General features: G+C 63.9%; 18 protein-coding genes. 16 read left to right on the top strand and 2 right to left on the bottom strand.

All coding sequences use genetic code 11. From position 1 onward, the window contains the following. Nucleotides 1-30: 30 nt before the first annotated feature. Nucleotides 31-1,146: a cystathionine gamma-lyase gene (locus ABVK50_RS17110; protein WP_353645435.1), complete on the bottom strand. Its 1,116-nt coding sequence runs from the start codon at nucleotides 1,144-1,146 to the stop codon at nucleotides 31-33. Nucleotides 1,147-1,547: 401 nt separating this feature from the next. Between ABVK50_RS17110 and mraZ the strand changes: the two genes are divergently transcribed. From mraZ to murB, 12 genes are read left to right on the top strand one after another with little or no spacing between them, the layout of a single operon-like run. Then, nucleotides 1,548-2,012: a division/cell wall cluster transcriptional repressor MraZ gene (mraZ, locus tag ABVK50_RS17105; protein WP_353645913.1), complete on the top strand. Its 465-nt coding sequence runs from the start codon at nucleotides 1,548-1,550 to the stop codon at nucleotides 2,010-2,012. Continuing rightward, complete coding sequence (gene rsmH / locus ABVK50_RS17100; RefSeq protein ID WP_353645436.1) at nucleotides 2,009-3,025, top strand: 16S rRNA (cytosine(1402)-N(4))-methyltransferase RsmH; 1,017 nt, start codon at nucleotides 2,009-2,011, stop codon at nucleotides 3,023-3,025. The genes mraZ and rsmH overlap by 4 nt, the downstream gene beginning before the upstream one ends. Nucleotides 3,026-3,028: 3 nt before the next feature. Beyond that, nucleotides 3,029-3,403, top strand: coding sequence for a hypothetical protein (locus ABVK50_RS17095; RefSeq protein ID WP_353645437.1), 375 nt, complete (start codon nucleotides 3,029-3,031; stop codon nucleotides 3,401-3,403). Next, nucleotides 3,400-5,112 (top strand): penicillin-binding protein 2, encoded by a 1,713-nt coding sequence (locus ABVK50_RS17090; protein WP_353645438.1) that lies wholly within the window; start codon nucleotides 3,400-3,402, stop codon nucleotides 5,110-5,112. Before ABVK50_RS17095 ends, ABVK50_RS17090 begins: the two co-directional genes overlap by 4 nt. 53 nt (nucleotides 5,113-5,165) lie before the next feature. Beyond that, a complete protein-coding gene (locus ABVK50_RS17085) occupies nucleotides 5,166-6,620 on the top strand; it encodes a UDP-N-acetylmuramoyl-L-alanyl-D-glutamate--2,6-diaminopimelate ligase (RefSeq protein ID WP_353645439.1) in 1,455 nt (484 codons plus the stop codon). After that, a complete protein-coding gene (locus ABVK50_RS17080) occupies nucleotides 6,617-8,050 on the top strand; it encodes a UDP-N-acetylmuramoylalanyl-D-glutamyl-2,6-diaminopimelate--D-alanyl-D-alanine ligase (RefSeq protein WP_353645440.1) in 1,434 nt (477 codons plus the stop codon). The genes ABVK50_RS17085 and ABVK50_RS17080 overlap by 4 nt, the downstream gene beginning before the upstream one ends. A 20-nt stretch (nucleotides 8,051-8,070) precedes the next feature. Continuing rightward, a complete protein-coding gene (mraY, locus tag ABVK50_RS17075) occupies nucleotides 8,071-9,153 on the top strand; it encodes a phospho-N-acetylmuramoyl-pentapeptide-transferase (RefSeq protein WP_353645441.1) in 1,083 nt (360 codons plus the stop codon). Nucleotides 9,154-9,161: 8 nt separating this feature from the next. Next, nucleotides 9,162-10,562, top strand: coding sequence for a UDP-N-acetylmuramoyl-L-alanine--D-glutamate ligase (gene murD / locus ABVK50_RS17070; RefSeq protein WP_353645442.1), 1,401 nt, complete (start codon nucleotides 9,162-9,164; stop codon nucleotides 10,560-10,562). Beyond that, nucleotides 10,562-11,716, top strand: coding sequence for a putative lipid II flippase FtsW (gene ftsW / locus ABVK50_RS17065; RefSeq protein ID WP_353645443.1), 1,155 nt, complete (start codon nucleotides 10,562-10,564; stop codon nucleotides 11,714-11,716). Before murD ends, ftsW begins: the two co-directional genes overlap by 1 nt. Before the next feature lies 1 nt (nucleotide 11,717). Next, nucleotides 11,718-12,845, top strand: a complete 1,128-nt coding sequence (murG, locus tag ABVK50_RS17060; protein WP_353645444.1) for an undecaprenyldiphospho-muramoylpentapeptide beta-N-acetylglucosaminyltransferase — start codon at nucleotides 11,718-11,720, stop codon at nucleotides 12,843-12,845. After that, on the top strand, nucleotides 12,842-14,248 hold the full coding sequence (murC, locus tag ABVK50_RS17055) for a UDP-N-acetylmuramate--L-alanine ligase (protein WP_353645445.1): 1,407 nt from the start codon (nucleotides 12,842-12,844) through the stop codon (nucleotides 14,246-14,248). Before murG ends, murC begins: the two co-directional genes overlap by 4 nt. Continuing rightward, the gene (gene murB, locus ABVK50_RS17050; RefSeq protein WP_353645446.1) at nucleotides 14,245-15,210 is read left to right on the top strand and encodes a UDP-N-acetylmuramate dehydrogenase; all 966 of its coding nucleotides are present in this window, start codon (nucleotides 14,245-14,247) and stop codon (nucleotides 15,208-15,210) included. Before murC ends, murB begins: the two co-directional genes overlap by 4 nt. A gap of 88 nt (nucleotides 15,211-15,298) precedes the next feature. Here murB and ABVK50_RS17045 read toward each other — a convergent pair whose 3' ends face one another. Continuing rightward, nucleotides 15,299-15,796, bottom strand: coding sequence for a GNAT family N-acetyltransferase (locus ABVK50_RS17045; protein ID WP_353645447.1), 498 nt, complete (start codon nucleotides 15,794-15,796; stop codon nucleotides 15,299-15,301). Nucleotides 15,797-16,167: 371 nt separating this feature from the next. Between ABVK50_RS17045 and ABVK50_RS17040 the strand changes: the two genes are divergently transcribed. The 4 genes from ABVK50_RS17040 to ftsZ all read left to right on the top strand — a co-directional run bounded on the left by ABVK50_RS17040 (nucleotide 16,168) and on the right by ftsZ (nucleotide 21,056). Then, nucleotides 16,168-17,094 carry a D-alanine--D-alanine ligase gene (locus ABVK50_RS17040; protein ID WP_353645448.1) on the top strand — a complete coding sequence of 309 codons (927 nt, stop codon included), beginning with the start codon at nucleotides 16,168-16,170 and terminating at the stop codon, nucleotides 17,092-17,094. Further along, nucleotides 17,082-18,023, top strand: a complete 942-nt coding sequence (locus ABVK50_RS17035; RefSeq protein ID WP_353645450.1) for a cell division protein FtsQ/DivIB — start codon at nucleotides 17,082-17,084, stop codon at nucleotides 18,021-18,023. Before ABVK50_RS17040 ends, ABVK50_RS17035 begins: the two co-directional genes overlap by 13 nt. Then, a complete protein-coding gene (ftsA, locus tag ABVK50_RS17030; RefSeq protein WP_353645451.1) occupies nucleotides 18,020-19,330 on the top strand; it encodes a cell division protein FtsA in 1,311 nt (436 codons plus the stop codon). The genes ABVK50_RS17035 and ftsA overlap by 4 nt, the downstream gene beginning before the upstream one ends. A gap of 70 nt (nucleotides 19,331-19,400) precedes the next feature. Further along, entirely contained in the window at nucleotides 19,401-21,056 is a 1,656-nt protein-coding gene (gene ftsZ / locus ABVK50_RS17025) for a cell division protein FtsZ (protein WP_353645452.1), read from the top strand. The last annotated feature ends 32 nt before the right edge of the window (nucleotides 21,057-21,088 follow it).

The raw sequence follows: 21,088 nt of genomic DNA, 5'->3' as shown, positions 1-21,088 counted from the left end.
CATCACTAGGCGTAGCGCTCAGCGGACCAGTTATGCGGATAGCCTATCCAACGAATCCTTGATCGCCGGCCAGAGTTCCTCCGCCGGTTCGCAGCCGATGGCGAGGCGTACGAAGCCTGGGCCGACCGCGTCGCCTCGGCAGGCGCGGCGTTCGGCCGATGTGTGAACGCCGCCGAAAGAGGTCGCCGGCTGTATCAGCGCGCAGCCAGCGATGAAATCGTCCGCCTGTTCGGCAGACGCCAGCGAAAAGCTGATCAGAAAGCCGAAGCGCTGCATCTGGACCTGCGCGAGATTGTGGGAAGGATCGCCATCCAACCCTGGGAAGCGCAGCCCGTGCACTGCCGGATGATCTTTCAGCCGGCGGGCGATCAATTCGGCCGAACTGCACATGCGATCGAAGCGCACCTCCAGCGTTTCCAGCCCGCGATGGACAAGCCAGGCATCGAACGGGCTTGGTATGCTGCCTGAAGTCTCGCGCCAGTCAGCGACGGCGGAGATGATTTCGGCATCGCGGCTGGCGACGTGCCCGAAGAGAGCGTCGGAATGGCCGTTCGGCGCCTTGGTATCGGCCGCAACGACGATGTCGGCGCCGAGATCGAGCGGGCGCTGGCCATAGGGCGTCATGGTGGTGTTGTCGACGGCGAGAATTCCACCCGCCGCATGGACAGCATTGGCAACCGCCGCGATGTCGCAAATATCGAGGACGGGATTGGACGGGCTCTCGACGAAAACCAGCCGGTAACCGGCAAAGCCGCCGTCCAGAAATGACGCTGTCGGCCTGACATCGACTCTGACGCCAAGCTTTCCAAGGAAACGGTCGGCTAGGTTGCGCGTGGTGTGATAGCCGTCCGACGGCAGGAGGACGCGATCTCCTGCCTGCAGCAAGCCGAAAAATGTCGAGGCGATTGCCGCCATGCCGGATGGAAAGGCGACGCAAGACGCATCCTCCAGATGGGCAAGCACCTTTTCGACCGCATCCCATGTCGGGTTGGAAAAGCGGCCATACTGGTTGTAGCCGGTCGCATCGCCGGGCGAGTGATAGGTCGCCGCCATCGTCAGCGGCAACGGCACCGGATCACCGAGAGAATAGTTGCTGCGGCGCAGGTGGATGAGGCGCGCGGCGCGTGCTTGTGCGTTGTCGGTCATGTTGTTGTTGTTCTTTCGCGGAGATGACGGATTGCAAGCTATGCCCGCGACGGCTGCCGGGCAAGGCGGAAAGGCCCGCGGCCGCCGGTTCTAAACGGTTCGTTAGCCTTAATGCACGATAAAGTTGGGGAAGCTGCCAAAGCCGAGTTTAGGGGCCCGCGCAGACGAGTTGTGCCACCTGTTCCCGTTGACGCCCATATTGCCCCATGGTATCCCATTTCGACAATCAAGTCTTTGTTCCGGTTCCGGTGAAAGCGTTCGTCAGACATGCAGTCGGGGCGGCTGCGTGGGGCGGTTTTTCAACCCTTGGAACGCATGGATTTTCGAGAAAGGGCCGCGCGACGACGGCGTGGACGCAGCAATGAAAAGGGGCGCGGCGGCGGAAGCGGCTGTATCGAGTGATGGACCGGTTTCTGTCGAATGCAGTGAACAGGATCGACGCCAAGGGGCGGGTTTCCGTGCCGGCGCATTTCCGTTCCGTTGTGCAGAAACGCGGCTATTCGGAACTCTACGCCCTTCGTGCTCTCGACATTCCGGCGATGGATGTCGGTGGCCTCGACCTTCTCGACCGCTACGAACAACGGATTGCACAGGAGGATCCGTTCCTGCAGACGGCGGACGACATGTCGTTCTTTTGCCATGGCGACGGGACATTCCTGAAGCTCGACCAGGACGGCCGCATCACCGTGCCGGAGTTTATCCGCGAGCACACCGGCATTTCGGCGGAAGTGGCTTTTGTGGGACGCGGCAATTTCTTTCAGATATGGGAGCCGGGCCGGCTCGCGGCTTATGGCGCCGAGGCGCGCGCGCGGCTTTTGAAGCTGCGGCAGGGTTTAGGGGCGAAAGCCTCGGGGGGCGCGGAATGATCGCGGGCCACGGCGGGGACGAGCCCGCGATTGGCGGACCGGCCCGCCACATTCCGGTGCTTCTGAACGAGGTGCTTGCCGCGCTGGAAATAAAGCCGGGCGAGATGATCGTCGACGGCACGTTCGGCGCTGGCGGCTATACCAAAGCGATCCTGGAGGCCGGCGCATCGGTCGTGGCGATCGACCGCGATCCCGACGCGATCGCCGCTGGACGCGCGATGGAACGGGCGTCGGGTGGGCGCCTCACACTGGTCCACGCGCCGTTCTCGCATCTCGACGAGCATGCGCAGAATACGGACGGGGTTGTGCTCGACATCGGCGTTTCCTCCATGCAGCTGGACCAGGCCGAGCGCGGCTTCTCGTTCCGCAGTGACGGCCCACTCGACATGCGCATGGCGCAGGAGGGCCTGAGCGCGGCCGATGTAGTCAACCGCTTCAAGTCAGGCGATCTCGCCCGCATCTTCGGCTTCCTCGGGGAGGAACGGCATGCAGGCCGCATAGCGCGGATGATCGAGAAGCGCAGGGCGACACGGCCTTTCGAGCGCACGCGCGACCTCGCCGAGGCGATCGCCGACCATGTCGGGCGCAACCCCAAGGACAAAATCCATCCCGCAACCCGCGTTTTCCAGGCGCTGCGCATCTTCGTAAATGACGAGCTCGGCGAACTGGTAGCCGCGCTCTTTGCGGCCGAGCGTGCACTGAAGCCCGGGGGCCGGCTGGTTGTCGTCACCTTCCACTCGCTGGAAGACCGGATCGTAAAGCGGTTCATCGCCGACCGCTCCGGCAAGGCGGCAGGCTCGCGTCACATGCCTGAAGCGCAGGAAAAAGCGCCGACCTTCCAGAAGCGGGGCGGCGCTGTAGCGCCGGGCGAGGCCGAGACCGAGGCCAACCCTCGCGCCCGCTCGGCCAAGCTGCGCGCCGCGCTGCGCACCGAAGCGCCTGCGCGTCAGGCCGATTTTTCCATCTTCGGCCTGCCGAAGCTTCCCGAAATCCGCCAGTCCGGAGAAAAATAGATCATGTTCCGCACCAGCGACATCGTGCTCATCGCCGTCATGGTTTCGGCCGCGGCCTTCACCTACAAGACCAAGCACGAGGCCGAAGACCAGCTTGCGACGGTGCGCAAGATCGAGGCGCAGATCCGGTTCGAGGAGGATTCGATCGACCTCCTGAAGGCCGACTGGAGCCTTTTGACCCAGCCCTCGCGGCTGCAGAAGCTGGCCGACATCTACGCGGCCGAACTGGAACTGCAGCCGGTCGAAGCGCACCAGATCGTCGGCCTCGACGAACTGCCGTCGCGCCCGATGGAAATCCAGGATTTCTCGACGCAGCGTCTCGGCGGCATGGCTGAAAGCGAAACCGACAAGACGGTAACCGGAGCGGTGGTGCAATGATGAAGCTCTGGCGCAAACGCGCTTCCCAAGCCGAGGCTTCGACCGCCTCGATCGTCGTCGACGGCGCGCGCAAGTCGACAGGCGGGCGCGCCAAGACCCGCGTGGTGATGACCATGGCGGTGTTCTTCGGCATCTACGCCACGATCGCGGGCCGGCTCGTCTACCTCGGCTTCGAAGATGTCGAAGCATCTTCGGGGCCGGAGAGCCGCATCACCGCGTCGCGGCCCGACATCGTTGATCGCAACGGCGAGGTGCTGGCGACAGACATCAAGACGGCTTCGCTGTTCGCCGAGCCGCGGCGCATCGTAGATCCCGACGAGGTGATCGAAAAGCTGTCGCTGGTGTTGCCCGATATCCAGGTCGAGCAGACCTACCATAAGCTGAAGAGCGGGGCGGGCTTCGTGTGGCTGAGGCGCCAACTCACGCCCAAGCAGCAGAACGACATCATGCAGCTCGGCATTCCGGGCATCGGCTTCCGTACCGAAAAGCGCCGCTTCTATCCGGGGGGCGAGACGGCGTCTCACATTGTCGGGCTGACCAATATCGACAATAAGGGCATTTCGGGTCTGGAAAAGTACATTGACGATCAGGGGCTCGCGGACCTGCAGGCCACCGGTCTCGCCGTCGCCACGGATCTCAAACCGGTCAGGCTGTCGATCGATCTGCGCGTCCAGCACATCGTGCGCGACGAAATTTCCCGCGCTATGGAGAAATACCATGCAATCGCTGCCGGCGCGGTGGTCCTCAACGCCAAGACCGGCGAGGTCATGGCGATGGCGTCGGTACCGGACTACGATCCCAACAATCCTTACAACGCGCACGACAAGGACCGGCTGAACCGCATGTCGGCGGGCGTTTACGAAATGGGCTCGACGATCAAGAGCTTCACCACGGCCATGGCGCTCGATTCAGGCAAGGTGACGCTCGAAAGCCGCTTCGACGCGTCGCGGCCCATTACGATCGGCCGCCAGACGATCCGCGATTTCCACGGCAAGGGCAGGGTGCTGACGGTGCCGGAGGTGTTCATCTATTCCTCCAATATCGGCTCGGCGCGCGAGGCCGACGTGGTCGGCATCGAAGGCCACCGCGAGTTCCTCCACCGCCTGGGGCTCCTGGAGCGGATGAACACCGAGCTGCCGGAGGTGGCGCGGCCCAGCGAACCGAAGGTCTGGAAGAAGGTCCATTCGATCACCATCGCTTTCGGCCATGGCATGTCGACCACGCCGCTGCAGACAGCGGTAGCGGCCGCTGCGCTGATGAACGGCGGCAAGTTGATCGACCCGACCTTCCTGCCACGCAGCGAGGCCGAGGCCGATGCAATCGCCGAGCAGGTGATCAAGCCCAAGACCAGCGAAGACATGCGCTATCTCTACCGTCTGAACGCGGAAAAAGGCTCCGGCAAGCGCGCCGAGGTTCCGGGCTACCGCGTTGGCGGCAAGACCGGCACCGCCGAAAAGGTCGTCAACGGCCGCTATTCGTCGACTGTGCGGTTCAACGCCTTCCTTGCTGCGTTTCCGATGGACGACCCGCAATATATCGTCCTGAGCATCATCGACGAGCCGAAGCCTGAAAAACCGGGCATGGCCGCGACATCCGGCCTGAATGCCGCCCCGATCGTTGCCAATATAATTCGCCGTTCTGCCCCCCTGCTTGGCGTGAAGCCAGAATTCAGCCATGAAAGTAAGGCTACGCTGGTTTCGTACCAATGATTCTCGAGGCGCGCCGGCGAGAGCGCGCCATTTGTTTGCGACGACGGGATGCGATGAAACTCAAGGACCTCGCCGGTATCCTGCCTGTCGAACGGGATCAGTCCGGCGAACTGGAAATCAGCGGCGTGTCATCGGACTCGCGGCTGATCAAGCCCGGCATGGTCTTCGTGGCCGTCGCCGGCACCAAGGCTGACGGCGCGACCTACGCGGAGGATGCTGCAGGCCGGGGTGCTGCGGCTATCGTCGCGGCCAAGGGCGGCAATCTTTCCGGGCTGCCGGTGCCGGTGATCGGCGTCGACGACCCGAGGCTCTCACTCGCGCTGCTGGCTGCGAAGTTTTACCCGAACCAGCCCGAAACCGTCGTGGCGGTGACCGGCACCAGCGGCAAGACCTCGGTGGCGGCGTTCACGCGACAGATCTGGGAGCAGACAGGCCTGGCGGCCGCCAGTATCGGCACGACCGGCGTCGTGGCGCCCGGCCGCAACGAATACGGCTCACTGACCACGCCCGATCCGGTGGCGCTTCACAAACTCTTGGCCGAGCTTACGGATTCAGGCGTCATGCACGTCTCCATGGAAGCCTCCAGCCATGGCCTCGACCAGCGCCGGCTCGACGGCGTGCGGCTTGCGGCCGGCGGATTCACCAATCTCGGCCGCGACCACATGGATTATCATCCGACGATCGAGGAATATCATCGCGCCAAGCTCCGCCTGTTCGATTCCCTGCTGGCCAAGGATGCGCCTGCGGTGATCTTCGCTGACGATCCATGGTCGGAGCCGACGATTTCGTCGGCTCGGGCGGCAGGGCTGAATGTGCTGACCGTTGGGCGGCATGGAACTTTCCTGCAGTTGAAGCGGGTCGAGCACGAGCGCTTCCGCCAGCGTGCGGAAGTGGAAGCTGATGGCGTCATTCACGAAATCGATCTGCCGCTCGCGGGCGATTTCCAGATATACAATGCGCTGGTCGCGGCCGGCCTTGCGATCGCCACCGGCACGCCGATTGGCCGCGCGCTCGTTGCGCTCGAGCGGCTGAAGGGCGCGCCTGGCCGGCTCGACCTGGTTGGAACCGCGGCCAACGGCGCTCCGGTTTATGTCGACTATGCCCACAAACCAGACGCGCTCGAGAATGTGCTCGCTTCGGTGCGTCCCTTCACGACGGGCCGGGTGATCGTGGTGTTCGGCTGCGGCGGCGATCGCGACCGCGGCAAGCGCCCGATCATGGGCGAGATCGCCACAAGGCTGGCCGACGTAGTCATCGTCACCGACGACAACCCGCGCAGCGAGGTGCCGGAAAGGATCCGTGCGGCGATACTCGCTGCCGCGCCGGGCGCCATCGAGATCGCCGACCGCCGCGCCGCCATCCACGAGGCGGTCGCGATGCTGCACCCGGGCGATACGCTGATCATCGCCGGAAAAGGCCATGAAGAGGGCCAGACGATCGGCTCCGAGACGTTTCCGTTTTCCGATCATGAGGAAGTGCGCAAGGCGCTGGAGGAGCGCGCCATATGAGCTATTTGTGGACCTCGGACGCGCTGGTGGCAGCGATGGGCGGCCGGCCCCTCGGCCACATGCCGGAAGGCGTCGCCGGGATATCCATCGACAGCCGCAGCCTGAAGCCCGGCGAAGCCTTCTTCGCGATCAAGGGCGAGGCCATGGACGGACATGACTTCGCGACCGCGGCCGTCAAGGCGGGCGCCGGGCTGCTTGTGGTCGCGGAAGGCAAGCTGCCGGCGCTCGGGCGACTGACCGCACCGATGATCGTGGTGCCCGACGTGCTTGCTGCGCTCGAAAAGGCAGGAATAGCGGCGCGTGCCCGAACGCAGGCCAAGATCATCGCGGTGACGGGTTCGGTCGGCAAGACGACCACCAAGGAAGCGCTGCGGCACGTGCTGTCCTCGGCCGGCAAGGTGCATGCGTCGGACAAGTCGTTCAACAATCATTGGGGCGTACCGCTGACGCTGGCGCGGATGCCCGAGGATTGCGACTACGCAATTTTCGAGATCGGCATGAACCATGCGGGTGAAATTCGTCCGCTGGCAAGGATGGTTCGGCCGCATGTCGCCATCGTCACGCTGGTCGCTCCGGCCCATCTCGGGCATTTCAAGAATCTTGACGAAATCGCCCGCGCCAAGGCGGAGATATTCGAGGGTGTGGAGCCGGGCGGCTATGCCCTGATCAACCGTGACGATCAGCGCTGGAAGCTTCTGGAAAAGCTGGCGAAAGACGCTGGTGTCGCCCACATCGTCGGCTTCGGCGAGAACGCGCGCGCACACTTCAAGCTGATGCGGCATGAGCTCTTCCCCGACCATTCGACCATTGCGGTCAAGATAGGCGGCAAGGAGATCACGGCCGAGATCGGCGCGCCGGGGAGGCACATCGTGCAGAACACGCTCGCCGTGCTGGGCGCGGCGCGACTGGTCGGGGCGGATATGGACAAGGTCGCGACCGCGCTCGGCAGCCTCGCGGCCGAAAGCGGCCGCGGCAAGAGGCATACGCTTCAGCATTCGGACGGCCCGTTCGCGCTGATAGACGAGAGCTATAATGCCAATCCCGCGTCGATGAAGGCGGCGATCGACCTTCTCGCCGCTACGCCGGTGTCGGGCAAGGGCAGGCGTGTCGCGGTGCTGGGCGATATGCTTGAACTCGGAGGCCATTCCGCCAAACTGCACGCCGCGCTTGCGGAACCCATTGCCGACGCCAGCATCGATCTGGTGCTCATGGGCGGGCCCGACATGAAGGCGCTCGCCGAAGCGCTGCCGGATGCGATCCCGAGCGAATACCGCGCCAGCGCAGAAGAACTCAGGCCGGTGGTGTTCGAGAATATCCGCGCGGGCGACGTAGTGATGGTAAAATCATCAAAGGGCATCGGCTTTGCCAAGCTGGTCGATGCGCTGATCAAACAATTTCCGGCTGACGCCGGACGCGCGACGCCAGGCTGAGCGCAGTATCCGGGGGACGCATGTTAACGCTGCTCGTCAATTTTGCGGACCAGGTCTCGGTCTTCAACATATTCCGCTACATCACGTTCCGGACAGGCGGAGCGCTGATAACTGCGGCGCTGATGGTCTTCATCTTTGGGCCGATGATCATCAATTCGCTGCGCATCCGCCAGGGCAAGGGCCAGCCGATCCGCGCCGACGGGCCGCAGACCCATTTCAAGAAGGCCGGCACGCCGACGATGGGCGGGCTGATGATCATCTCCGGCATCGTCGGTTCGTCGCTGCTGTGGGCCAACATTACCAGCGTCTACGTCTGGGTGGTGCTTCTGGTGACGCTGGGCTTCGGCACGATCGGGCTGTACGACGACTATCTGAAGGTGACCAAGCAGTCGCATCTCGGATTTTCCGGCAAGGCGCGGCTCGGCATCGAATTCATGATCGCGGCAATCGCCGCCTGGGCGATCATGCACAACGGCCAGGAGCCGTTCTCATCGTCGCTGACCTTTCCGTTCGTGAAGGACTTCCTCATCAATCTCGGCTGGTTCTTCATTCCGTTCGCCTGCATCGTGATCGTCGGGGCCGGCAATGCCGTCAACCTGACGGACGGGCTGGATGGGCTGGCGATCGTGCCGATCATGATCGCCGCCGCCTCGTTCGGCGTCATCGCCTATCTTTCGGGTAACGCCGTATTCGCCGAATATTTGCAGATCCACTTCGTGCCCGGAACCGGCGAACTGGCGGTCATCCTTGGCGCGGTCATCGGCGCGGGGCTTGGTTTCCTATGGTTCAACGCGCCGCCGGCGGCAATCTTCATGGGCGACACCGGCTCGTTGGCGCTGGGGGGGCTGATCGGCACGATCGCTGTCGCCACAAAGCACGAAATAGTTCTGGCCATCATCGGCGGCCTGTTCGTTATGGAGGCGCTTTCGGTTATCATACAGGTCGGCTTCTTCAAGATGACCGGCCGGCGCGTGTTCCTGATGGCGCCCATCCATCATCATTTCGAAAAGCTCGGCTGGACGGAAAGCCAGGTGGTGATCCGCTTCTGGATCATCGCCGTCATTCTGGCGCTGGTCGGGCTCTCGACCCTGAAGCTGCGATAGGGGACGCGATGATTCCAGCGCGGTCGTTCAGCGGAAAACGTGTTGCACTCTTCGGGCTTGGCGGTTCGGGGATCGCGACGGCGCTCGCCTTGATCGAGGGCGGTGCCGAGGTTCTGGCATGGGACGACAATCCCCAAAGCGTGGCAAAGGCCAATTCGCATTCGATCGCCACCGGCGATTTGCATTCCGCCGAATGGCAGGGCTTTTCTTCGTTCGTGCTGTCGCCCGGCGTTCCTCTGACGCATCCAAAGCCGCACTGGGCTGTGGAGCTGGCGCGCGGCGCAGGCGTCGAGGTGATCGGCGATATCGAGCTGTTTTCGCGCGAGAGGAGCCTCCAGGCACCCGACGCGCCCTTCATCGCCATCACCGGCACCAACGGCAAATCGACGACCACGGCGCTCACCGCGCACATTCTGAAGTCAGCCGGGCGCGACGCCCAGATGGGCGGCAATATCGGCCGCGCCGTGATGACGCTCGATCCGCTGGAGCCCGACCGGCACTATGTCGTCGAGTGCTCGTCCTACCAGATCGACCTTGGCCCTTCGATCAATCCGACGGCCGGCATATTGCTCAACCTGACGCCCGATCACCTCGACCGGCACGGCACGATGCAGCATTACGCCTCGATCAAGGAACGGCTGGTCTCGGGCAGCGATACCGCGATCATCGGCGTCGACGATGTCTTTTGCGCGCAGATCGCCGACCGGCTCGAACGGGTCGGGAAGGACGTCGTGCGGATTTCCAAGCGGCTGCCGCTGACCGACGGCTATTTCGCAGACGGCACCGATTTGATGGAAGCGAAAGACGGGCGCTACAGCCGCATCGCCTTCCTCGAAGGCATCGGCTCGCTGCGCGGTCAGCACAATGCGCAAAATGCGCTGGCCGCGGTCGCGGCGTGCGTGAGGGTCGGGCTCGAACTCGGCGAGATACAATCCGGCCTCGAAAGCTTTCCGGGGCTGGCGCACCGCATGGAGCAGGTCGCCCGCAAGGGCCATGTGCTTTTCGTCAACGATTCCAAAGCGACGAATGCTGACGCCGCGGCGCCGGCGCTGTCGAGCTTCCCGCGCATCTACTGGATCGCCGGCGGACTGGCGAAGGAGGGTGGCATCGAGCCGCTGCGCTCCTTCTTCCCGCGCGTCGCCAAGGCCTATCTGATCGGCGAGGCTGCGCCGGCGTTCTCCGCCACGCTCGGCGAGGCGGTGCCTTACGAAATTGCGGGCACGCTGGCGGCGGCCGTGGAGCACGCGGCGCGCGACGCGGCACTGGACGATGCCGGCGAGGCAGTGGTGCTCCTGTCGCCGGCCTGCGCCAGTTTCGACCAGTTCAAAAATTTCGAGATTCGCGGCGAAGCCTTCAGGCAAGCTGTGAATGCTATCGAGGGTGTCAGACCCATTGGAGGACTGAACTGATGGCTAGCCGGCTGGACAGGAGCCCTGTCGCAACATGGTGGTGGACGGTTGATCGCTGGTTTCTTGCGGCTTTCCTGTCGCTGATGGGGCTGGGCATCATTCTGTCATTTGCCGCGAGTCCGGCGGTCGCCGAACGTATCGGCCTCGGCAGCTTCCATTTCGCGACCCGCCAGATCGTCTTCATGATCCCGGCTCTAGCGGCGATGATCTCGGTTTCGTTCCTCGAAGCGAGAGAGGTACGGCGGCTGTCGTTGGTAATGCTGTGCGGTTCACTCCTGCTGATGGTGGCGGTGCTCTATATCGGCGTCGAAGTGAAGGGCGCGCATCGCTGGATCTCGTTCTTCGGTATTTCGGTCCAGCCGTCGGAATTCATGAAGCCCGCTTTCGTCATCGTCTGCGCATGGCTGTTTGCCGAGCATGCGCGGCAACCCGACATTCCCGGCAATCTGTTTGCGGTGATCCTGCTCGGCCTGGTGGTGGCGCTGCTGGTGGCGCAGCCCGATCTCGGGCAGACGATCCTGGTCGTCGGCACCTGGGGCGTGATGTTTTTCATGGCCGGCATGCCCTGGCTGTGGATCATCGTCATCGGCGCGATCGGCGCTGCTGGCGCGATCAGCGCCTATACGATCTTCCCGCATGTCGCCGGCCGCATCGACCGCTTTCTGACCGGCGAGGGCGACACGTTCCAGGTCGATATGGGGCGTGAGGCCGTGGTGCAGGGCGGCTGGTTCGGCGTCGGGCCGGGCGAGGGCACGATCAAGCGCGTTATTCCCGACAGCCACGCCGACTTCGTCTTCGCCGTCGCCGGCGAGGAGTTCGGCATCGTGCTCTGCTTCCTCATCCTCGGCATCTTCGCGTTCATCGTCCTGCGCGGGTTGAACACCGCGCTCAAGGAACATGACGACTTCACCCGCTATGCGGTGGCCGGGCTGGTCGTGGTGTTCGGCTTCCAGTCGATCATCAATATGGGCGTGAACCTGCAGATGATGCCGGCCAAGGGCATGACCCTGCCTTTCATCTCCTATGGCGGCTCGTCGCTGATCGCCATCGCCATCTCGATGGGCATGGTTCTGGCGTTGACACGCAAGAAGCCGGAGAAACGCAAGCAGCTGGGTTTCCCCGAGCTCTCGCGGCGGCCCGCGCCGGCGGAATAGAATGGCCAAGGGCACGATCCTTCTCGCCGCCGGTGGTACCGGCGGCCATCTGTTTCCGGCCGAGGCTCTGGCGCACGAACTGATCGAGCGCGGCTGGCGGATCGACCTGGCGACCGACGAGCGGGCGGAGCGCTACGCCGGGCATTTTCCGGCGGCGCACATTCATCCGATTGCCTCGGCCACGTTCGGCTCGCGCAATCCGCTGGCGCTGGCGCGCGCATTCTGGACCATCTGGCGCGGCGTCAGGCAAGCTTCCGAAGTCATCCGCAAAATCCAACCCGCAGTGGTGGTCGGCTTCGGCGGTTATCCGACGCTGCCGCCGCTCTATGCGGCGACCAGGCGGCACGTGCTCACTATAATCCACGAGCAGAATGCCGTGATGGGTCGCGCCAATAAGGCGCTCGCCGCCCGCGTCGATGCCATTGCCGGCGGTTTCCTGAGCGAAAATGCGGGCGGCGCCGGCGCCAAGATCGCAATCACCGGCAATCCGGTGCGGCCTGCAGTCACCGAGGCGGCGAAGACGCCTTACGCGCCTTCCCGTCCTTTCGAGCCTTTCAGACTGCTGGTTTTCGGCGGCAGCCAGGGCGCGCAGTTCTTTTCAGAGGCGGTGCCGCCGGCGATCGCAGCGCTTCCCGCAAGCCAGCGCAGCCGGCTGAAGGTGACGCAGCAGGCGCGAGCGGAAGACGTTGCGCGAGTTCGCTCAGCCTATCACGAGATCGGGGTGGAGGCCGACGTTCTGCCGTTCTTCACCGATATGGCGGCAAGGATGGCGGCGGCGCATCTCGTCATTTCCCGGTCCGGCGCATCGACGGTTTCGGAGATAGCAGTGATCGGCCGTCCGGCGCTGCTGGTACCTTATCCGCATGCGCTGGATCATGACCAGGCGGCCAATGCCGCGGCACTCGCGGGTGCCGGCGGCGCGCAGGTGCATCCGCAATCGACGCTGTCCGCAAAGGCTCTCATGTCGCTGATCGGCGGTCTGATGGAGAACCCGGGCAAGCTTGCTTCCATGGCCGCGGCCGCCAAGCTGGCGGGTAGACCGGACGCCGCCCGGTTGCTCGCCGACCTGACAGAGGCTATTGCGTCGGGCAAAGCGGTAGCCGAATTCAAAAAGGGAGCGCGGCCATGAAGATGCCTCAGACGATCGGCCTCGTCCATTTCATCGGAATTGGCGGCATCGGCATGAGCGGCATCGCCGAGGTGCTGCACAATCTCGGCTATCGCGTGCAGGGCTCCGACCAGGCCGAAAGCGCTAATGTGCAGCGGCTGCGCGACAAGGGCATAGAGTGCTTCGTCGGCCATCGCGCCGAAAATCTAGGCGACGCCGAAGTAGTGGTCGTTTCCACCGCGATCAAGAAATCCAATCCCGAACTGATGGCCGCGCGTGAGAAGCTGCTTCCGATCGTGCGGCGCGCCGAAATGCTGGCCGAACTGATGCGCTTCCGGCAGGCGGTGGCGATCGGCGGCACGCATGGCAAGACGACGACGACGTCGATGGTGGCGACGCTGCTCGATGCAGGCGGGCTCGACCCGACTGTCGTCAATGGCGGCATCATCAATGCCTACGGCACCAATGCTCGCATGGGCGAGGGCGAATGGATGGTGGTGGAAGCCGACGAGAGCGACGGCACCTTCCTCAAGCTGCCGGCCGACATCGCCGTGGTCACCAATATCGATCCCGAGCATCTGGATCATTACGGCACCTTCGACAAGGTGCGCGAGGCGTTCCGCCAGTTCGTCGAGAACGTCCCGTTCTACGGTTTTGGCGTGATGTGCACGGACCATCCGGAAGTGCAGGCGCTGGTTTCGCGCATCGAGGATCGCCGTGTCATCACCTATGGCGAGAATGCTCAGGCCGATGTGCGTTTCGCTCGTCATCGCATGGACGGCGCGGTCTCGGAGTTCGACGTCATCATCCGCAACCGCAAGACCGGCGCGGAGGAGACGATCGGCGGTCTGCGGCTGCCCATGCCCGGCCGCCACAATGTCGCCAACGCCACGGCGGCCATTGCGGTGGCGCATGAAATCGGCCTTTCGGCCGAAGCGATCAAGCGCGGCCTGTCGTCCTTCGGCGGCGTCAAGCGGCGCTTCACGCTGACCGGCTCATGGAACGGCGTGCAGATATTCGACGACTACGGCCACCATCCGGTCGAGATCAAGGCGGTGCTGAGGGCGGCGCGCGACGCCACCAGCGGCCGCGTCATTGCGATAGCGCAGCCGCATCGCTTCACCAGGCTGCGCGACCTGTTCGACGACTTCTCGGCCTGTTTCAACGATGCCGATACGGTGATGATCGCGCCGGTCTATGCGGCGGGCGAGGACCCAATCGACGGCGTCACCTCCGACGCGCTGGTTGGCCGCATCCGCGCTGGCGGACATCGCGACGCGCGCTACATAGAGGGCGCTGCGGCGGTTGCGCCTATCGTGCTGGATATAGCCAAGCCAGGCGATTTCGTGGTGTTCCTGGGCGCCGGCAACATCACCCAATGGGCCTACGCGCTGCCGAAGGAACTCGGCGGGGAAGCAACATGAACCGCAGCGAGGCGCTGCTGGCTGGGCTCGGCGATCGGCTCGCCGGGATTCGCGGCCGCATCACACCCAACGCCGAGATGGACAAGATCACCTGGTTCCGCGCCGGCGGCATCGCGGACGCGCTGTTCCAGCCGGCCGACGAGGAAGATCTCGCCGCCTTCCTGAAGGCTGTGCCGGCAGAAATCCCGCTGACGGTGGTCGGCATCGGCTCGAACCTCCTGGTGCGCGAGGGCGGCATTCCGGGTTTCGTCATCCGGCTTTCGGCGAAAGGTTTCGGCGAGGCCGAGGCGATTTCAGCGACACAGATCAGGGCAGGCGCGGCCACGCCCGACAAGCGGGTCGCGGCCGTGGCGCTGGAAGCCGGCATAGGTGGTTTCCATTTCTACCACGGCATTCCCGGCGCCATCGGCGGGGCGCTGCGCATGAATGCCGGGGCCAACAGCGTCGAAACGCGCGAGCGGGTGGTGGAGGTGCGCGCGCTCGACCGCAAAGGCAAGGGCCACACGCTGACCAACGCCGACATGGGCTATGCCTACCGCCATTCCTCCGCGCCCGCCGGGCTGATCTTCACCTCGGTGCTGTTCGAGGGCTACCCGGAAGATAAGGCAACGATAAAGGCCGCAATGGACGCGGTGCAGCATCATCGCGAGACGGTGCAGCCGATCCGCGAGAAGACCGGCGGCTCGACCTTCAAAAATCCGGAAGGCACTTCGGCGTGGAAGGAGATCGACAAGGCAGGCTGCCGCGGGCTGATGATCGGCGGGGCGCAGATGTCGCCGATGCACTGCAACTTCATGATCAATACTGGTAACGCGACCGGCTACGACCTTGAATTTTTGGGGGAAACGGTGCGAGCGCGGGTGCTCGAACACTCCGGCATAAGGCTGCAGTGGGAGATCAAGCGCATCGGCAATTTCAAGCCGGGGCATGAGGTCCAGGAGTTTCTGGGGCAGTTGCTGTAGGTTTCAAAGCCATGCATCGCGTTTGGCGTTAATGGCCGGCGTGAACTTGGGCACGTAGCGAAAAGCGCTCCTTTCCATTAGGATCGCCTCATTTGAGATGTTTTATTAGTACCACCATGTCCGCGAGCTCGGCCTTGACCGGCTTGTCAAACTTCCTAGAGCCAAGTTCTGAGAAGCCCCACTTCAGATAGGCTGCCCTGGCGTGCTCAGCTGACGCCATGACATCGAGCCAGATGTGACCAAGGTTCTCATCTCGTGCCTGAGCTATTGCTGAACTAAGGAGTTTCTTTCCTAATCCAAGCCTTTGAGCCCCCGGCAGGAGGTAGATTCTTGGTACTTCTGCACCGTTGGCTTCCTCGGTGACGGGATTGGCGGAACCGACGACCATAGTGAGAAAGCCCAAGATCGACGCGTCTGCCTGTGCGATCCATAGTCTGGCATCGGCCCGCTCCAACAGCTTTGCGAATGCTTCAGCACCAAATGTTGCGAGCTGCCGTTCCAAGGCTGCGCTGTTGTCCCACAGGTATCCATACGCGGCCGCATAGGCAGCTGGTCCGATGATGCCGAGGCTTTGAATATCCGCCAATGATCCCCTCCGGATGACGGGAGGAGAGAAATCTTGATATCCAGAAATAGCGCTCTCCCTCATGAAAGCCTCGTCGTCAGTTCGCATTCTCGCGCGAAGGGTGTAAGTCCGCAACGGGTTGCAAGCCGCATCCAGAGGCCCTAGGCGATTTTCGCAGTGCATCTCGGCCACAACCGCACTCTTTTTACATAAAGTGAATCTGATTGAATCCTCAGGGCTTGCCACGGAATCCAGTCTCTGATTCTTTGGACAAAAGCGTTTCCTGATTTGAGTCGATGACGCGTTTTCCGTCTGGGGGGCAACCGCCGGAAGACTCGGATTCAACTTCAGGAAACGTGTGTGTAGCCGGTTCGCATGGGGATTGCGGAAGCATGTCGAAAAAGCACGTCGCCGTATTGTTGGGAGGGTTCTCCTCCGAGCGGCCCGTGTCCCTGTCTTCCGGAAATTCGTGCGCAGATGCGTTGGAGGCTGAAGGCTATCGGGTGACGCGCGTGGACGTTACGCGCGATATTGGCCGGGTCCTTTCGGAATTAAAGCCGGACGTGGCGTTCAACGCGCTGCATGGGCCGTTCGGCGAGGACGGCACGATCCAGGGAATCCTTGAATATCTCGCCATTCCCTACACCCATTCGGGCGTTCTCGCCTCGGCGCTGGCGATGAACAAGGAGCAGTCCAAGATAATCGCCAAGGTCGCCGGCGTCCCCGTTGCGGAATCCAGGGTGATGAGCCGATTTTCGATCGGAACCAAGCATCCGATGAAGCCGCCCTATGTGGTCAAGCCGGTTAATGAGGGATCGAGCTTCGGCGTCGTCATCGTCAAGGAGGGCCAGTCGCATCCGCCGCAAGTGATCGGCTCGGCGGAGTGGAAGTACGGCGATACGGTGATGGTCGAGCGCTACGTGCACGGACGGGAGCTAACTTGCGCCGTGATGGGCGACGTGGCGCTCGGGGTGACGGAGATCATCCCGACCGGCCATTCCTTCTACGACTATGATTCAAAATACGTTCCGGGGGGCTCAAAACACGTCTGCCCCGCTAAAATTTCACTAAATATTTACCAAAAAATACAGACACTGTCTCTCAAGGCACATCAAGCAATCGGCTGCCGGGGCGTCACCCGGTCGGACTTCCGCTACGACGACCGTCATTCCGAAAATGGCGAGCTGGTCTGGCTCGAGGTCAACACCCAGCCGGGCATGACGCCGACATCGCTTGTGCCCGAGATCGCCGCGGAAGCGGGACATTCCTTCGGCGAGCTATTGAGTTGGATGGTGGAGGACGCTTCGTGTTCGCGTTGAAGTTGGGACAAGCCCAAAGGACGGACGCGGCCACGCCGGGCGTCGTCGGCGCTTGGCTTGCAGCGCCGCACTTCGTGCTGCCGCGCTGGCTGCGCCGGCCGGCGCGCGTCGCCGCCCGTCTCGGCAGTGGCGACTTCACGCCGCCGCCCTTCTGCGCGACCATCATGACCGCCGTCTTCCTGGGGGCGAGCAGCCTCTACGGTGCCTATCTCGGCGGCCATATGCCGGCCTTCGTCCAGGCTGTGACCGCCCGCACTGGCTTCGCTGTCGACGAGGTGCGTGTCGCCGGCCATTACGAAACATCCGAGATCGACATACTGGAAAAGCTCGAACTTGACGGCTGGACCTCGCTGATCGGCTTCGACGCCGACGAGGCGCGTGCGCGCATTGCGGGCTTGCCGTGGGTCGAGGTCGCCTCGGTGCGCAAGGTCTATCCCGACACGCTCGAAGTACGCATCGAGGAGCGCAAGCCCTTCGCACTTTGGCAGCATGGCAGCCAACTCGCCATCGTCGGAGAAGCGGGCAATGTCATTGCGCCCTATTCTGGCGGCCGCCACGCAATGCTGCCGCTGGTCATCGGCTATGGCGCGAATGATCATGCCTCGGGTTTCGTCGGCAAGATCCGCCAGTTTCCCGAATTGGCGGCGCGGGTGAAGGGCTTTATCCGGGTGTCGGAGCGGCGCTGGGATCTGCGGCTGGAAAACGGCATTACCATAAAGCTTCCTGAGGCCGGCGAGGACCAAGCCATCGCCGACCTTCTGCAGATGGACCGCGAGAGCGGGCTTTTGTCGCGCGATATCGCCTCCGTCGACATGCGGCTGCCGGATCGCCTGGTGGTGCAGCTTACGCCGGAAGCGACGGTGCGCCGCAACGCCGCGCTCAGCGACCGCTTCAAGGGCCTCAAGATCAAGCCGGAGAAGAAGATATGAGCTGGCTCTCCGGTCGCAAGGACGCCCAGACGCGTCGCTCCGGCATCGTTACCGTGCTCGACGTCGGGTCGAGCAAAGTGTGCTGCGTGGTGGCCAAGCTCAAGCCGCGGGAAGAAGGGCAGTTGCTCAAGGGCCGCACTCACCAGGCGCGCGTGATCGGCATCGGCCACCAGAAATCTCAGGGCGTGAAGTCCGGCGTGGTCGTCGATCTCGATCGCGCCGAGCACGCCATCAGGCTGGCGGTGGACGCCGCCGAGCGGATGGCGGGGCTGACGGTCGATTCGCTGATCGTCAACCTCACAGCCGGCAGGCTGAAGAGCCGGTCGTTCTCGGCGACGATCAATCTCGGCGGCCATGAGGTGGATGCAGCCGACATCAAGCGCGTGCTTGCGGCTGGCTCCAAGCAGGCGCTGAAGGCGGAGCGCGAAGTGGTGCATTCGCTGCCGGTTGCCTTCTCGCTCGATGCGGAGCGCGGCGTGCGCGATCCGCGCGGCATGGTCGGCGACACGCTCGGCGTCGACATGCATGTCCTGACCGGCGATGCTGCGCCGCTGCGCAATCTAGAACTCTGCATCAATCGCTCGCATCTGTCGGTTGAGCGCATGGTGGCGACTCCTTATGCCAGCGGCCTTGCGGCCCTTGTCGACGACGAGCTCGAAATGGGCGCGGCCTGCATCGACATGGGCGGCGGCACGACGACGATCTCGGTCTTCGCCGACGGCAAATTCGTTCATGGCGACGCCATCCCCGTCGGCGGCAGCCATGTCACCATGGACATGGCCAAGGGGCTGTCGACCCGGCTCGAGGATGCCGAGCGCCTGAAGGTGATGCACGGCTCGGCGCTGCCAGGCAGCGCCGACGATCGCGACCTTGTCTCGATCCAGCCGATCGGCAGCGATGATGGCGAGGCGCCCCTGCAGATACCGCGCTCGGTGATGACCCGCATCATCCGCGCGCGCATCGAGGAAACGCTCGAGATATTGCGCGACCGGCTGAACAAGTCCGGCTACGGCAACGCGGTCGGTAAGCGCGTGGTGCTCACAGGCGGAGCTAGCCAGCTTTCCGGGCTGCCGGAAGCGGCTCGCCGAATTCTCGGCCGCAACGTTCGCATCGGGCGGCCGCTCGGCGTGGCCGGGCTGCCCGAGGCGGCCAAGGGGCCGGCTTTTGCGACGGCGGTCGGTCTTCTGATCTATCCGCAGGTGGCGAGTTTCGAAAGCGCCCAGGCGGGCGGTTTCGCCCGGCTGCGGATGACCGGGACAGGGGGAAAGTTTCATCGCATGAGTCAGTGGTTGAGAGACAGTTTTTAGATATTCGACGGGGACAGCCCCATAGGCGGCCGCAGCGGCGAAGCGGCGGGAAAGGCAAAGGACGAAGACAATGACGATCAATCTGAAGAAGCCGGACATCACCGAGCTTAAGCCACGCATCACCGTGTTCGGTGTCGGGGGCGGCGGCGGCAACGCAGTCAACAACATGATCACGGCGGGGCTGCGTGGCGTCGAATTCGTCGTGGCCAACACCGATGCGCAGGCGCTGACCATGTCGAAGGCCGACCGCTTGATCCAGCTCGGCGCTCACGTCACCGAGGGTCTCGGCGCCGGGTCGCAGCCGGAAGTCGGGCGCGCCGCCGCCGAGGAGTGCATCGACGAGATCATCGATCATTTGTCCAACACGCATATGTGCTTCGTCACTGCCGGCATGGGTGGCGGCACCGGCACCGGCGCTGCTCCCGTTGTCGCCCGCGCGGCGCGGGAAAAGGGCATCCTTACAGTCGGCGTGGTGACCAAGCCGTTCCACTTCGAGGGTCAGCGCCGCATGAAGACGGCCGACCTCGGTATCGAGGAACTGCAGAAGTGCGTCGATACGCTGATCGTCATCCCGAACCAGAACCTGTTCCGCCTTGCCAACGACAAGACCACCTTCGCCGACGCCTTCGCCATGGCCGACCAGGTGCTGTATTCAGGCGTCGCCTGCATCACCGACCTGATGGTCAAGGAAGGCCTGATCAATCTCGACTTTGCCGACGTACGCTCGGTGATGCGCGAGATGGGCAAGGCGATGATGGGCACCGGCGAAGCCTCGGGTGAAGGTCGCGCAATGGCCGCCGCGGAAGCCGCGATCGCCAATCCGCTGCTCGACGAAACGACGATGCGCGGCGCAAAGGGCCTGCTGATCTCGATCACCGGCGGGCGCGACCTGACGCTGTTCGAAGTCGACGAAGCGGCGACCCGCATCCGCGAGGAGGTCGATCAGGACGCCAACATCATCCTTGGCGCGACTTTCGACGAAGAACTCGAAGGCGTCATTCGCGTCTCGGTGGTTGCGACGGGCATCGACAAGACGGCGGCCGAAATCGCCGCCGCGCCGATCGCCATCCGCCAGCCGCTGAAGCCGGCTCCGCGCCCGGCCGCCGAAGCGCGGCCTGCGCCGGTCCCGGTGCAATCGGCTCCGCAGATGGAGGTGCGCGCCGCCGACCCGGTCGCAGAAGCCATCCGCATGGCCGAGGAGAACGCCGCCGCCATGGCCGCGCCGCGCCCGGTAGCCGTCCAGGACGACTTCCGTCCGCAGAGCAAGCTGTTCCAGGCCCCGCCGGCCGAACAGGTCGCGCAGCCTGCACAGCCGCAGATGATGGCTCCGGCTCCGCAGCCGGTGCGGGAGATGCAGCCGGCAGCCGTCCAGCCGCGCATGCCGCGGGTGGAGGACTTCCCGCCGGTCGTGAAGGCGGAAGTTGAGGCCAAGAGCCGCCCGGCCGACCATGAGAGCAGCGGGCCGATGGGGCTGCTCAAACGGCTGACCAACGGCCTGTCGCGTCGCGAGGAGGAGCCGGCGCGCTTGCAGCCGGCCCAGCCGCGCGAGCCGAAGCTGCGCCAGCCCGCGCCGGAAGCGCGGCGAATCGCCAGCCAGGACCCGCAGCTCTATGCGCCGCGCCGCGGCCAACTCGACGAACATGGCCGGCTTCAGCCGCAGCCGAGGGCGACTCAGGAAGACGATCAGCTGGAGATTCCGGCGTTTTTACGCCGCCAGGCCAACTGACCGTTAACGGACGGTAATCAAGCTTAACGGGC

The organism is Mesorhizobium sp. WSM2240 (assembly GCF_040438645.1).
Taxonomy (GTDB): domain Bacteria; phylum Pseudomonadota; class Alphaproteobacteria; order Rhizobiales; family Rhizobiaceae; genus Allomesorhizobium.
This window is presented reverse-complemented; position numbering and strand designations above follow the sequence as displayed.